We start from the raw sequence: 13776 nt of genomic DNA, 5'->3' as shown, positions 1-13776 counted from the left end.
GACCGGTGGTGTTCTGCGCGGGGACGGCGGCGGGCCGGGTGGCCTGGGCGGGGACCGGCTGAGCGGTCTGCTGCCCGGCGATCAGCTGCTGGGCCTGTTGCGCCTGCTGTGTCTGCTGGGCCTGCTGTGCCGGAATGCCCTGCGCGGGTGTCCCACCGGCTTCCCCGGGCGCGCCCATAGCTCGTCGGCGCCGGCCCGTGGGCGCGGACGCGGGGTGCGGCTGTGGCGGGGTGTGGTCGTCGGCCTGGTCGTGCGGCACGGCGTCGTGCCGGCCGTCGTCGACGAGCCCGGCAGCGGGAACGGCCTGGCCCGGGACATGGACGGCGACCTGAGCGGCGGGCGCCTGCGCGGGCACGGCGACCTGCCCGGGGACGCCACCCTGCACCTGTCCCGGAACCTGCACCTGCCCGGCCGCGATCGCCGGCTGTTCCGCACCGCCCGGCCCGTTCGTGGTGCCCTCGGTGCGGTCCGCCTCCGCGGGCGGCAGGGCGAACACCGCGCGGGGCGCGGCCTCCTGTGCGGCGGCCCGCTCGTTCGCGGCGGCCAGGGCGCGACGCCGCCGGCCGCCAGCCCCGCCCCGCCCCCGGAGCCTTCCGTGCCGATGGGCGCGAACCCGCTTCTGGAACCTCCCGCCGCGCACGGGATGCAGCCGTTCGCCGACATCCGCCCCGCGCACTACCGGCCCGCGCTGGAACAGGCCGTCGCCGAGCGCGAGGACCGGGTCGCCGCCATCGCCGCCGATCCGGCGCCGCCGGACTTCGCCAACACCGTAGAGGCGCTGGAGTTCTCCGGCACGCGGGTGCAGTACATCCATGACGCGTTCACCCACCAGGTCACCGCGGGCGGCGACCCCGCGCTGACCGGCCTGGAGCAGGACATCGCAGTCCTGCTCTCCCGCCACGAGGGGCGCATCGTCCGCAACCGGCGCCTGGTCGCCCGTATCGACGCGGTGCACGCCGGACGCGACACGATCGCCGACCCCCAGTCCCGGGCCCTGACCGTCCACTGGTGGCGCCGCATGCGCCGGGTGGGCGCCATGCTGCCCGCAGAAGCCGCCCGGGAACTCGGCGAGGTCAACCGCCAGCTCTCCCGTGAGTGTGCCGCCTACCGGCAGACCCTGATCGAGGACACCCACCGTCAGGCCCTGGCGGTACCCGGTCCCGACGTCCTGCGCGGTCTGCCGGCCGACCGGCTCGCGGCCACGGCCGAGGAGGCAGCGCGCCGAGGCAGGGCGGAACCCTGGCACGTCCTGCCGCTCGCCTCGTCCACCAGCCAGCCGGCGCTCGTGCAGCTGAGTGACCGGGACACTCGTAGAACACTGTTCGAACGCTCGCTGGGGAGAGGCGCGGACAACGAGGAACGGGCCGCCCGCATCGCCCGGTTACGCGCCCGCCAGGCCCGCATCCTGGGCTACCCGTCGTACGCCGCTTGGGCGACCGAGGACCAGACGACGGGCACCCCGCAGGCCGTGGAGGCGATGTTCCGGCAGCTGGCGCAGCCGCTCCTGCACGCGGCGCACACCGAACGCCGCGCGCTGCGGGCCAGGGCCGGCCACCGGATCCGGGCCTGGGACTGGACCCACCACGCGGCGGCGGCACCCCCGGGCGCCGGCGAAGGACCCACCGCGGACGAACTCCGCGCCCACTTCGAACTGGACGCGGTCATCACCCAGGGCCTCTTCCACAGCGCCCGCCTCCTGTACGGCCTCGAGTTCACCGAACACCATGACCTCACCGCCCACCACCCTGGGGCCCGCGTCTTCCAGGTCACCGACGAACACGCCGGCACGGTGGGCCTCTTCCTCATCGACGTCTTCTCCCGGCCCGGCAAACGAGGCGGCGCGTGGACGGGGATCCTGCGCCCCCAGGCCCACTCCACCGCGACCCGGCCCGTCGTGGTGAACACCTTCAACCTCACCCCGCCCGGTACCGGGCGCCCCTGCCTCCTCGACATGTCCGAAGTCGTCACCCTCTTCCACGAGTTCGGCCACGCCCTGCACGCACTGCTCTCCGACGTCCGCTACCCGGCGCACTCGGCCCCCGGCGTACCCCGCGACTTCTCCGAGGCGCCCGCCCAGGTCCACGAGACGTGGGCCTTCGACGAGCGACTTCTCGCGCACTACGCCCGGCACCACCGCACCGGACAGCCGCTGCCCCCGGAGTGGATCAAGCAGGTGGGCGAGCGGCACGGCACCGGCGGAGTGCATCTGCTGGTGGAGATCCTGGGCGCGGCGGCGGTGGACTGGTCCTGGCACACACTCCCCGACGCACCCGACGCACCCGACGCACCCGACGCACCCGACGCACGCAGCGCCTCCGACGCCCCCAGCGCCCCCGACGGTCAGGGCGGCAACGCGGACTGGAACCCCGCGCGGGTCGAAGCGCGGGGCGCCGCCCGCTGGGGGCTGGACAAGGTGCCCGAGATTCCGCCGCGCTACCGCTCCGGCTACTTCGACCACGTCTTCCACGGCCCCTACGGCGCGGGCTTCTACGCCTACCTGTGGTCCGAGATCATCGCCGCGAACCTGGTCGAGGCGCTGGAGCGGCGCGGCGGCCTCACGCGCGCGAGCGGCGAGGCGCTCCGCACGATGCTCGCCGCCGGCGGATCCCGTGCCGCGATGGCCATGTTCCACGAGCTCACCGGCCTGGACCAGCCGCGCATCGAGCCTTTCCTGCGCCGCCGCGGCCTGCCGGACCCGGACATCGCACCGTCGTCACTCTCTCCGAACAGGACCTCATCATGACCACCACCGACTTCCTCGGCGGCCATCTGGCCCTCGCCGGGGACGACGATCCCGTCCTGCCCGCCTACGTGGCCAAGCTCCGCGCCTCCGTCCCGCGGGTGACCAAGCGGCTGGGGCAGCTCGCGGGTGAGCGGACCGAGGCCGAACTGGCCCTGTGGGGGCAGCGGTTCGCGGCGCTGGACGACGAGTCCGCCCACCGGCTCCTGTCCCATCCGGTCTTCCCCTACCTGTGGCGGCAGTTGATGCTCGCGGCCCAGCGCAAGGACGCCGACTTCATCCGCACCTGGTCCACGCACTTCGCGCGGTTCGTCGCCCTGCCCCACGCGACCGGCCCCGCCGCGGACCCCACGGACCCCGCGGGCACCGACGTGCCGCTGGCCGCGCCCGTCACCGAGGTGCGGTTCCCCCAGACGCGCCATCACCTGGTCTTCGACACCCCCGTGCACCGACTGGTGATCCGCGAGGACGGCGACGGCACCGTCCGCGACGGCGCCGCCGCCGTGCCCGCCTCCTACATCCACGGCGCGGGCGACCCCCGGCTCGGGAACGCCCGGCGCGTGCGACGACCGGTCATCGCCGGAACCGACATCGAGATCGACAACGCCGGCCCCTTCGTCGCACGCCACTTCACCTCGATGAACTCCCATGAGCCGCAGCCCGGTTACCCTCGCGCCGACCTCGCCGTGAGGGAGGTCGGCGCGGACGACATCACCGACCTGTCCCGCGCCTTCGCCCTCATCGAGGAGGTGTGGCCCGAACTCGCCACCGAGATCCGCTCCTACACCCGGCTGGTCGTGCCCTACGCCTCCGAGTTCCACTCCTCGTTCACCGAGGCGATCCTGATGGGCGCGGTGTTCGTGTCGGAGGCGGCCCAGCCGTTCAGCGCCACCCACTACACCGCCGAGCATCTCCTGCACGAGAGTTCGCACCTCAGGTTGATGCTGCTCCTGGAACTCGACCCGCTGGTGACCGTCGCGGAAGGGGCGACCTTCAACTCCCCGGTACGCAAGGACCCGCGCCCGCTGTGGGGCATGCTCATGGCCGTCCACGCGTTCGCCCGCATCACCGCCTTCCACCGCCGCGCCTACGACCGCACCGGTCGGGAGATCCACCGCGAACTGACGCGGCAGAACGCGGATCTGCTCGCCAAGGGCCTGGACGAGATCGAGGGCGAACCCACGGCGGAGTTCACCGAGGCCGGCAGGGCGCTGTGGGCGCAGATGCGCGCCGAGACGGAACGAGCACTGCGATGACGACGACCACGCAGGTGCGCCAGGCGGGCTTCAAGGACCTCATCGGGGACCGGACGGTCCGCGTCCTGGCACTCTGCTCGCTGATCAACTCCTGTGCCTTCTTCGGCATGATGCCCTTCCTGGCGCTCTACCTCGCCGACATCACCTCGCTGCCACCGGCCGCGATCGGCGCCTTCACCGGCTCCGTCGCCCTGGTCGGTGCGGTGGGGGCGCTGGCGGGCGGAGCCATCACCGACCGCGCCGGAGCGGGAAGCCTGCTGCGCGCGGGACTCGCCCTCTACACGCTGCTGGCCGCGGCCCTCGCGACCGTCACCGCACCGGTGCTGGTGCTGCCCCTGATCGTGTGCCTGGGCGGCGCGCTGATGCTGGTCGGGCCGTCCTTGAAGAAGCTGATGAGCCTCGCCGCGGGCGAGGGCGGCGAACTGGTCTTCCGCATACGGTTCATGACCGTGTCGGCCGGCGCCGCGCTCGGGCCTCTCGCGGGCGCTGCGGCCTACAGCGTCTCCCACCGGGCCCTCTTCGCCGTCTCCGCGGCGCTGTTCGCCTGCTGCGTCCTGTTGGTCCACGCGCGACGGGACTCCCTGCGGGCGCTGGACGTCCGCGTCCCGCCGGTCCGCCAGGGGCGCTGGACATGGACGCACTCCCTGCGCGACGGGCGGTTCCGGCTGGTGCTGGTCTCGGCTGTCCTGATCACCCTGGTCTTCGCGCAGCTCGAATCGATGATCCCGCTGTACCTCAAGGCAGAGTCCGGCGACCGCGCCCCGACGCTGTTCGCGGTGGTCTTCGCGGTGCACGCCGTCCTGGGATTCGCCTACCAGTGGCCGGCGGCATGGCTCGCCCGCCGCACCACGCTCCCGGCACAGGCCGGGGTGGGCTGTACCGGCTTCGCCGCCGCCTTCCTCTGCTGGGGAACCTCGGACGGCCGACTGGGGGTCCTGCTGGCCGGGGTGCTCGCCTGGACCGTCGGGGAGGCGCTCCTGATGCCGATGGCCGACCTCGTCACCCACCGTCTGGCGCCGGACGCGGAGAAGGGGGCGTTCTTCGGCGCGCTGGAACTTCGCTACCTGGGTTTCTTCGCCGGACCGATCCTCGGCGGCGCCCTGCTCGACGGCGGCACCTGGCTCTACTTCGGTGCGATGGCGGCGCTGTCCTTCGCCGCCTGGCCGGTGCTCCGCTCCCGCTCCCTGGGGCTGGGCCCGGGCCTGGGCCTGGAGGGCCGATGACCGTCGTCAGGCCGATCATCAACCCCGCGCTCCTACGATCCGTGGCCGGCCGCTTCCCCACGGGCGTCACCGTCATCACCACCATGACGCCGACCGGCCCGGCGGGCCTCACCTGCCAGTCCTTCACCCTCGCTGTCCCTGGACCCGGCGCTGATCTCCTTCAACGTCTCGCGCTCCTCCGACACTTGGCCGCTGGTCCGCGAAGCCGGCCTGTTCTGCGTCAACGTCCTCGCCGCCGACCAGCAGGCCACCGCCCGCGCCTTCGCCCGCCGCCGTACCGACCGCTTCGCCGGAATCCCCCACTCCTGCCTCCTGGGCAACGGCACCCCACGCCTGTCCGGCGCTACGGCCTGGCTGGAGGCCACGGTCGAGGACACGTACCCGGGCGGTGACCACCTGATCGTCATCGGCCGCGTCACGGCCGCCGTCGCGGGAGACCGGGAAGAGGCACTGCTGTTCCACCACGGCGCGTATGGATCGACCGGCTCCAGGGCGGAAGGGCTGAGGAGTGTGGGGTGACGGCCTCGGGGACGGTCCCTCGCCTACCTTCGCCTACGCCGCCGGCGACCCGAGCCTCAGCGAGGCCCCTGTACCACCGAGAACCGCGCCCCCTCAGGATCCGCCACCGTCGCCACGCGGCCGTGGGGGCTCTCGTGGGCCGGTTTCAGGATGTGGCCGCCGAGGGCGGTGAGGTGGGCGACGGTCTCGTCGGTGTCGGCCACCTCGAAGTACGTCATCCAGTGCGGACCCCGGTCGCGGGGGAGGGAGTTGCCGACGCCGTGGATACCGGCGACCGGGTGGCCGGCGATGTGGAGGGTGACGTAGTCGAAGTCGGCGGATACCACCGGCTCCTCCTCGTAGCCGAAGACCGTCTCGTAGAACTTGGCGACGCTCGCCGTCTCGAAGGTGAGCAGCTCGTGCCAGGCCGGTGTGCCGGGGACGCCCGAGATGCCCGTGCCGCGGTGTGCTCCCGCCTGCCAGATGCCGAAGACCGCGCCGGAGGGGTCGGAACCGATCGCCAGGCGGCCCGCCTCGTCCGCGTCCAGGGGGCCGACCCCGACGGTGCCGCCGCACAGCCGTACCGTCTCCGCGGTCAGGTCGACGTCGTCCGAGGCGAGGTAGGGCGTCCAGGCGACCGGGAGGTGGCGGTCGGGCGGAAGTTGGCCGATTCCGGCGACCTCCTCGCCGTCCAGCAGGGCCTGGACGTAGGGGCCGAGCTGCTTGGGGCCGGGTCGGAACTCCCAGCCGAACAGTTCGCCGTAGAAGTCCTGGGTCGTGGTCAGTCCGTGCACCATCAGGCTCACCCAGCAGGGTGTGCCGGGCGTGTGCGTCTCGCCGGTCATCGTCACTCTCTCCTCGACCCCTCGCGGCGGCCGTGTCGCCGCCGCTCTCCGGAACCCCGTGCCGATGCTCGCACCACCCGTGGCACGGCGCGCTCCGGGCGCGCCGCCGCTCCATGGCCCTTGCCCGCAGAATGCCCGGTGTGCGGTTTCCCGTCCGTTTCCGCGCGATTGCCTACAGGTGTCGATCGGCTGTACAGCATGTGCCCGATCCCGTACGCCTCGTGATCGGGGCTGTCCGGCGGAGCAGAGTAGCCCGACACGGAGGATGCGGCCACCCCGTACGCAAGGATGGTGGCCATGAACGCCATCATCTCCGCATCCGAACTAGCGAGCGAACTGGCGGGTGGGAACCCGCCTGTACTGCTCGACGTCCGCTGGCAGTTGAGCGTGGCCAAGGCGGCCGGAGAGCCGCCCTTCGACGGCCGGGCCGAGTACGCGGCCGGGCACATCCCGGGCGCGGTCTTCGTCGACCTGGACAGGGAACTCGCCTCCGCCGCCGGTGCGCGCGGCCGGCATCCGCTGCCCGATGTCGCGGAGTTCGGCGCCGCGATGCGCCGGGCGGGTGTCTCGGCCGCCGCGCCGGTGGTCGTGTACGACGGGGGACAGGGCTGGGCGGCCGCCCGCGCGTGGTGGTTGTTGCGCTGGACGGGTCACCCGGACGTGCGGGTCCTCGACGGCGGGTTGCCGACATGGGAGGGGCCCCTCCGGTCGTCCGTGCCCGGCCCGGCTCCCGCCGAGGGCGACTTCGAACCGGCGCCGGGAGCCGCGGGGCTCCTCGACGCGGACGCGGCGGCGGCGCTGGCGCGGTCCGGGGTGCTGCTCGACGCGCGGGCGGGGGAGCGGTACCGCGGTGAGGTCGAGCCGATCGACCGGGTCGGTGGCCATGTCCCGGGCGCCCTCTCCGCGCCGACGAACGAGAACGTGGGGGCAGACGGACGCTTCCTGCCCGCGGCGGAGCTGAGCGCGCGCTTCAAGGCCCTCGGGGCGGTCGACGGCTCCGAGGTCGGCGTGTACTGCGGTTCGGGCGTCTCCGGGGCGCACGAGGTGCTGGCCCTGGCGGTCGCGGGGATTCCGGCGGCGCTGTACGTCGGATCGTGGTCGGAGTGGTCGTCGGATCCGTCCCGGCCGGTCGCCGTGGGACCGGATCCGCAGTAGTCGGTCGAACGGGTGAGGGCCGCACCGGATCCGGCGCGGCCCTCACCCTCGTACGGCCGTCTCCGCGGCCGTACGAGTGACTACTCCTGCTTCTTGCGGCGGGTGCCGAACACGATCTCGTCCCAGCTCGGGACGGCCGCGCGGCGGCCGGGGCGGACGCCGTCGGCCTCGGCCTGGCGGTCGGTGGAGCCGATGAGGCGGTCGCGGTGGCTGCCGACGGAGCGGGGCATGAGGACGTCCGCGTAGGCCGAGCCGGCCGAGGCCGCCGGGGCCGGGGGTTCCTCCGCCTCGGGCTCGGCGGGGGGCTCCTCCACGGGCGGGGCGGGCTCCGACGGGCGCTCCGGAACCACCAGGTCGCCCCGGAAGCTCGGTACCGCCTCCAGCAGGCTGGTCAGCGAGTCCCGCTCGGCCGTGGCCTCCTCGACCGGATCGGGCGTCGGCGCGGGCAGGCTCGGCCGGTCGAGGGCGCGGTCCAGCGGACGGTCGCGGGGCAGCCGCGCGATCCGCGGGACGAACGGAAAGCTGGGCTCCGGCACGGCGAGGTCGTCGGACTCGCCGATCAGCGAACGCGCCTCCTCGTCGACGGCCTGGACGAGCCGCCGGGGCGGGTCGTACGTCCAGCTCGCCGAGTGCGGTTCGCCCGCGACCCGGTAGACCAGCAGGACTTCCCAGGTGCCGTCGTCGCGGCGCCACGAGTCCCACTGGACGGTGTCCTTCTCGACGCCGCGCAGCAGCAGCCGTTCCTGGACGGCCTCGCCGAGCTGGGGGCCCGCGTTCTCGCCGGGGCGGCGGACGGGTGTCTTGCGTGCCCGCTCGGCCATGAACGCGCGCTCCGCGAGCACGGGGCCCTCGAAACGGCGTACGCGGTCCACGGGGATGCCGGCCATCTGCGCGACCTCTTCGGCCGTCGCACCGGCGCGTATACGTGCCTGGATGTCGCGGGGGCGGAGATGACTCTCCACCTCGATCTCGATCTGGCCGAGGCGGGGACGGTCGCCGCGTACCGCGGCGCGCAGACGCTCGTCAATCGGAAGCGTGTACTCCGTGCTGTCCGCAGCCTTCAGCACCAGCCGTGTGCCGTCATTCGAGACGGCCACGACACGCAGTTCGGGCATGGGGACCTCCCGGGTGGTGCCTGCCGACGTCACGTACGTCGCTGCTTCCGCTAGTCGAGTGTGGCCTGCCCGGGTGCAGCCTGCCACAACCTTGCCGAGTTGCCCGGCGTGTCGGGCACGGGCCCTGGATCGCCGTTATGGCACGGTTACCTATTCGCAACGCTAAGTGACCAACTCCGTCACCCTGTGCAACTAGCCCCCTCCTGGCGGTCCTTGAAGCCGCGGACGCCCTGGCGGGAGACCGGATCCAGGGCTCGCAACAGTACTCCATTTGGACCACGTGCGTGGATTGGCGCGCCGCCCAACTTCTGGCAACGAACGGGACTTGGCGGCCTCTCGCGCGAATTCACGGATCTTGAACGTGGCGTACTTCACGGAATCACCAGAAACGGAACTATTGGTTTCGCGCATACGTCCTTTTCTCGTGCAGTTGGTTGGTCAAGTGCGGGAAAGGCAGGCAAGGCACCGGAATGCGCGGAAGGCCCGATATCAGGGAAAAGCGGATCGATCTGAACGTCCCCCAAGTGGCGGGCGGCGCGGTGGCCGCGGTGGTGGCGGCCAAACTCGCCTCCTACTTCGGGGTCTACGGCACGATCCTCGGCGCCGGTCTCGTGAGCGTGATCGCCACCTGCGGGGGCTCCGTCTTCCAGCACTTCTTCAGACGCACCGGCGAGCAGCTGAGGGAGGCGACCGTCACCTCCAGGACCGAGACCCCGGAACAGCCGCTGCCCCCTGGGGAGTTCACGGAGGGAACCGTCTACCGCGCGCGGGTCAGGAGCTGGAAGCGCCCACTGCTCGCCGCGGCCCTCGTCTTCGGGGTCACCATGGCCGGGATCACCACGTACGAGCTGGTGTCCGGCGGCAGCTTCAGCGGCGGCAAGGGCACCACGGTCAGCGGCGCGGTCACCGGCCGGGACTCGTCGTCGACGTCCTCGAACTCCGGCGACGACACACCCGCTTCGACCTCGTCGGGAACCCCGTCCACCACCGCCGACGACAGCGCTGCCCCGTCGGGCGGCGCGTCATCGGACAGCACTACGACATCCAGCCCGACGCCGACCCCCAGCGACTCGGCGGACAGCGCGACGCCGTCCGCCACACCCACCGGGTCCGACGCTACGAGCCCAACACCCTCCGCAAGTAGTCGTTCTGGAACCGACGATCAGGATCAAGCCGATCCCGCAGCGCGGTGAACTCGCCGAAGCGCGGGTAGACCCCGGCGAAGTACTCGGCGTCGCGCGTGTGCACCTTGCCCCAGTGCGGACGCCCCTCGTGCGCGGTGAAGATGCGCTCGGCGGCGGTGAAGTACGCCTGGTAGGGCGTGCCCTTGACCATGTGCACGGCGATGTAGGCGCTGTCGCGGCCCGACGCGGTGGACAGGGTGATGTCGTCGGCCGGCGCGGTGCGCACCTCGATCGGGAAGCTGATCCTGAGGCCGGAGCGCTCGACCATGGTCCTCAGTTCGCGCAGCGTCTCGGTGACGGCCTCGCGCGGGACGGCGTACTCCATCTCCACGAAGCGCACCCGGCGCGGTGATGTGAAGACCTTGTAGGGGATGTCCGTGTAGGTCCGCGAGGACAGGGCCTTGCTGGAGACGCGGGCGATCGTCGGGATCGTCCCGGGCGCCGCGCGGCCGACCCACTGGGCGACCTGGAAGACGCCGTTGGAGAGGAACTCGTCCTCGATCCAGCCCTGGAGCTGCGGGACCGGCTTCTCCGGGCCCGCGCTGCGGTTGTTGCGCTTGGTGTTGGTGCTGCCGGTGTGCGGGAACCAGTAGAACTCGAAGTGCTCGTTCTCGGCCCACAGTTCGTCGAAGTCGGCGAGCACCTTGTCGAAGGGCATCGGCTCCTCGCGAGCCGTCAGCAGGAAGATCGGCTCCACGGCGAAGGTGATCGCGGTGACGATGCCGAGCGCGCCGAGGCCTATCCGGGCGGCCGCGAAGACCTCGGGGTTCTCCTTCTCGGAGCAGGCGAGCACCGAGCCGTCGGCGGTGACCAGCTCCAGGCCCTTGATCTGGGCGGCGATCGAAGCGGACTCGCGGCCGGTGCCGTGCGTGCCGGTGCTGGTGGCGCCGGAGACGGTCTGCTCCATGATGTCGCCCATGTTCGTGAGCGACAGGCCCTCCCGCGCGAGCGCCATGTTGAGCCTCTTGAGGGGCGTACCGGCCTCGACGGTGACCGTCATGGCATCGCGATCAATGTTGCGGATGCCGGTCAACAGTTGAGGGCGGATCAACACACCGTCGGTGGCGGCGATCGAGGTGAAGGAGTGCCCGGTGCCGACGGCCTTCACCTTCAGGCCGTCCGCCGCCGCCTTCCGTACGGCGTCCGCGAGCTCCTCGACCGAGGCGGGAGTCACCTCCCGCGCGGGGCGTGCCGAGACGTTTCCGCCCCAGTTACGCCACGTGCCGTTCTTCCCGCTCGCTGTGCTGCTCAACGGTGCCTCCCCGACGCGGAGCCGGCCCCTTGAGCCGGCGGTACCCCAGAAAACCGACCGCGACCGCGACGGCCCCGGACACCGCCGGAACCCCGTACCCGGCGCGCGCCCCGGCCGCGTCGATGACCCAGCCGGCCGCGGAGGAGCCGAGTGCGACCCCGACCGCGAGCCCGGTACTGATCCAGGTCATGCCCTCGGTCAGCTGCGCGCGTGGTACGTGCTGCTCGATGAGGGACATCGTGGTGATCATCGTGGGAGCGATGGCCAGGCCCGCAAGGAACAGCGCCACGGCCAGAAACGGCAAGTTTCCGACCAGTAGGAGGGGGATCATACTCACGGCCATCGCGCATATGCCCAGCAGCCAGCGAGGTTCGGGCGCCCCCTTGAAGTGCAGCAGCCCGAAGACGAGGCCGGCCGCGCAGGAGCCCGCCGCGTAGAGGGCGAGCACGATGCTCGCGGCGCCCTTGTGGCCCTGCTCGTCGGCGAAGGCCACGGTGACCACGTCGACGGCCCCGAAGATGGCCCCGGTCGCCACGAAGGTGGCCACCAGGACCTGGAGCCCGGGGGAGCGCAGCGCGCTGCCGCCGTCGCCGTGCTTCTCACGCGGGTGCGGCGCGGGCTCGGTGGCGCGCTGAGCGGTCAGCCAGAAGACGCCGACCGCCAGGAAGCAGGCGGCGAGCAGCGGCCCCGCCTCCGGGAACCAGGCCGTGGACAGCCCGATCGAGATGATCGGCCCGAAGATGAAGCAGACCTCGTCGATCACCGACTCGAACGAGTAAGCGGTGTGCAGCTGCGGCGTCCCGCCGTACAGCGAGGCCCACCGCGCGCGGATCATCGCGCCGATGCTCGGCACGCACCCGATGCCCGCGCTGAACACGTACAGCGTCCAGTCGGGCCACCTGTAGTGCGCGGCGAACAGCAGCCCGGCCGCCGAGACGAGGGCGATCAGCGTCGCCGGTCGCAGCACCCGCCGCTGCCCGTGCTGGTCCACCAGCCGCGAGACCTGCGGGCCCGCCACGGCCGCGGCCAGCGCCATGGTCGCCGACAGCGCGCCGGCGAGTCCGTACCGCCCGGTGAGCTGCGACACCATGGTCACCACGCCGATGCCCATCATCGACAACGGCATCCGGCCGAGGAACCCCGCGGCGGAGAAGCCCTTGCTGCCCGGGGCGGCGAACAGGGCGAGATAGGGGCTCGGCACGGGGGTCTCCGGTCGGACGGGATCGGCTGGGGATGCCGACAGTCCAGTAAGGCGTGAATGCGGCGGATACAGCTTACGAGTTAGGTGACCCTAACGCACCTGGCGGCCCGCTGGCGGAACTCGGTCCGGCACCCCGCCGTTTCCCGGCTGTCAGTACCGGATGACAGGATCGACCCATGCGAGACGCGCTCGATGCCACCCCCTACGACGCCCTGCTCCTGCTCTCGTTCGGCGGCCCGGAGGGCCCGGACGACGTCGTCCCGTTCCTGGAGAACGTGACGCGAGGGCGCGGCATCCCCAAGGAACGCCTGAAGGAAGTCGGGCAGCACTACTTCCTGTTCGGCGGGGTCAGCCCCATCAACGACCAGAACCGCGCCCTGCTGGACGCCCTGCGCAAGGACTTCGCCGGCCACGGCCTGGACCTGCCGATCTACTGGGGCAACCGCAACTGGGCCCCGTACCTGACGGACACCCTGCGCGAGATGGTCGCCGACGGCCACCGCCGCATCCTGGTCCTCGCCACGAGCGCGTACGCCTCGTACTCGGGCTGCCGCCAGTACCGGGAGAACCTCGCCGACTCGCTGGCGGCCCTGGCGGCCGAGGGCGTCGAGCTCCCCCGGATCGACAAGCTGCGGCACTATTTCAACCACGAGGGCTTCCTGGAGCCCATGATCGAGGGCGTCCTGCGCTCCCTCGCCGACCTCCCCGAGGACGTCCGCGACGGCGCGCACCTCGCCTTCTCGACCCACTCCATCCCGAACGCGTCGGCGGACACCTCCGGCCCGGTCGAGGACCACGGCGACGGCGGCGCGTACGTGGAGCAGCACCTGGAGGTCGCGCGGCTGATCACCGGGGCGGTCCGCGAGCGCACCGGCGTGGACCACCCCTGGCAGCTCGTCTACCAGTCCCGCTCCGGCGCCCCGCACATCCCGTGGCTGGAGCCGGACATCTGCGACCACCTGGAGGAGCGCCACGCCTCCGGAGCCCCCGCGGTCGTGATCGCCCCCGTCGGCTTCGTCTCCGACCACATGGAGGTCCTCTACGACCTCGACACCGAGGCCAAGGCCAAGGCGGAGGAGCTGGGCCTGCCGATGCGGCGCTCGGCCACGGTGGGCGCCGACCCGCGCTTCGCCGCCGCGATCCGCGACCTGCTCCTGGAGCGCGCCGCGGTCGAGCGCGGCCAGGAGGTCACCCCCTGCGCCCTCGGCGCACTCGGCGCGAGCCACAACCTCTGCCCGGTCGGCTGCTGCCCGTCCCGTGCCCCCCACCCCGCCGCCGCGGGCGTCGACAGCCCCTACGCGTGAGGA

Annotated in this window: 10 protein-coding genes; 6 read left to right on the top strand and 4 right to left on the bottom strand. The window is 72.3% G+C overall.

Translation table 11 applies throughout. The annotated features are described in order from the left end of the window. The 3 genes from HLK59_RS51915 to HLK59_RS08795 form a co-directional block, all read left to right on the top strand. The coding region (locus tag HLK59_RS51915) for a M3 family metallopeptidase (RefSeq protein WP_171140718.1) at window positions 1–2743 on the top strand (2743 nt) is incomplete at its 5' end. Continuing rightward, window positions 2740–3996, top strand: coding sequence for an HEXXH motif-containing putative peptide modification protein (locus HLK59_RS08800; protein ID WP_171140717.1), 1257 nt, complete (start codon window positions 2740–2742; stop codon window positions 3994–3996). The genes HLK59_RS51915 and HLK59_RS08800, both read left to right, overlap by 4 nt. After that, complete coding sequence (locus HLK59_RS08795; RefSeq protein WP_171140716.1) at window positions 3993–5219, top strand: MFS transporter; 1227 nt, start codon at window positions 3993–3995, stop codon at window positions 5217–5219. Before HLK59_RS08800 ends, HLK59_RS08795 begins: the two co-directional genes overlap by 4 nt. 575 nt (window positions 5220–5794) lie before the next feature. Here HLK59_RS08795 and HLK59_RS08785 read toward each other — a convergent pair. Further along, window positions 5795–6562, bottom strand: coding sequence for a VOC family protein (locus tag HLK59_RS08785; protein WP_171140715.1), 768 nt, complete (start codon window positions 6560–6562; stop codon window positions 5795–5797). Window positions 6563–6859: 297 nt separating this feature from the next. Between HLK59_RS08785 and HLK59_RS08780 the strand changes: the two genes are divergently transcribed. Beyond that, a complete protein-coding gene (locus HLK59_RS08780; RefSeq protein WP_171140714.1) occupies window positions 6860–7717 on the top strand; it encodes a sulfurtransferase in 858 nt (285 codons plus the stop codon). An 80-nt stretch (window positions 7718–7797) separates the two neighbouring features. On the opposite strand, the gene sepH is transcribed toward HLK59_RS08780, so the two are convergent. Further along, window positions 7798–8832, bottom strand: coding sequence for a septation protein SepH (gene sepH, locus HLK59_RS08775; RefSeq protein WP_171140713.1), 1035 nt, complete (start codon window positions 8830–8832; stop codon window positions 7798–7800). A gap of 470 nt (window positions 8833–9302) precedes the next feature. Here sepH and HLK59_RS50870 point away from each other — a divergent pair, with 470 nt between their 5' ends. After that, window positions 9303–10025: a hypothetical protein gene (locus tag HLK59_RS50870; protein WP_240982277.1), complete on the top strand. Its 723-nt coding sequence runs from the start codon at window positions 9303–9305 to the stop codon at window positions 10023–10025. Here the strand turns inward: HLK59_RS50870 and HLK59_RS08760 are convergent. Both HLK59_RS08760 and HLK59_RS08755 read right to left on the bottom strand, forming a co-directional pair. Then, on the bottom strand, window positions 9949–11268 hold the full coding sequence (locus HLK59_RS08760; RefSeq protein WP_171140710.1) for a D-arabinono-1,4-lactone oxidase: 1320 nt from the start codon (window positions 11266–11268) through the stop codon (window positions 9949–9951). The genes HLK59_RS50870 and HLK59_RS08760 overlap by 77 nt on opposite strands. Further along, window positions 11228–12469 (bottom strand): MFS transporter, encoded by a 1242-nt coding sequence (locus tag HLK59_RS08755; protein WP_171140709.1) that lies wholly within the window; start codon window positions 12467–12469, stop codon window positions 11228–11230. Before HLK59_RS08755 ends, HLK59_RS08760 begins: the two co-directional genes overlap by 41 nt. Before the next feature lie 176 nt (window positions 12470–12645). Here HLK59_RS08755 and HLK59_RS08750 point away from each other — a divergent pair, with 176 nt between their 5' ends. Further along, window positions 12646–13773: a ferrochelatase gene (locus HLK59_RS08750; protein WP_171140708.1), complete on the top strand. Its 1128-nt coding sequence runs from the start codon at window positions 12646–12648 to the stop codon at window positions 13771–13773. Window positions 13774–13776: the final 3 nt, after the last annotated feature.

The sequence above is a fragment of the Streptomyces sp. S3(2020) genome (assembly GCF_013044505.1).
GTDB lineage: Bacteria > Actinomycetota > Actinomycetes > Streptomycetales > Streptomycetaceae > Streptomyces.
The sequence above is the reverse complement of the archived record's forward strand: the minus strand, read 5'-3'. Positions and strand labels throughout refer to the sequence as shown.

What these genes read in the sequence shown, in the direction of transcription:
- HLK59_RS08800 (WP_171140717.1), top strand. Translation starts at nt 2,740, where the DNA reads ATGACCACCACCGACTTCCTCGGCGGCCATCTGGCCCTCGCCGGGGAC.
- HLK59_RS08795 (WP_171140716.1), top strand. Translation starts at nt 3,993, where the DNA reads ATGACGACGACCACGCAGGTGCGCCAGGCGGGCTTCAAGGACCTCATC.
- HLK59_RS08785 (WP_171140715.1), bottom strand. Translation starts at nt 6,562, where the DNA reads ATGACCGGCGAGACGCACACGCCCGGCACACCCTGCTGGGTGAGCCTG.
- HLK59_RS08780 (WP_171140714.1), top strand. Translation starts at nt 6,860, where the DNA reads ATGAACGCCATCATCTCCGCATCCGAACTAGCGAGCGAACTGGCGGGT.
- sepH (WP_171140713.1), bottom strand. Translation starts at nt 8,832, where the DNA reads ATGCCCGAACTGCGTGTCGTGGCCGTCTCGAATGACGGCACACGGCTG.
- HLK59_RS50870 (WP_240982277.1), top strand. Translation starts at nt 9,303, where the DNA reads ATGCGCGGAAGGCCCGATATCAGGGAAAAGCGGATCGATCTGAACGTC.
- HLK59_RS08750 (WP_171140708.1), top strand. Translation starts at nt 12,646, where the DNA reads ATGCGAGACGCGCTCGATGCCACCCCCTACGACGCCCTGCTCCTGCTC.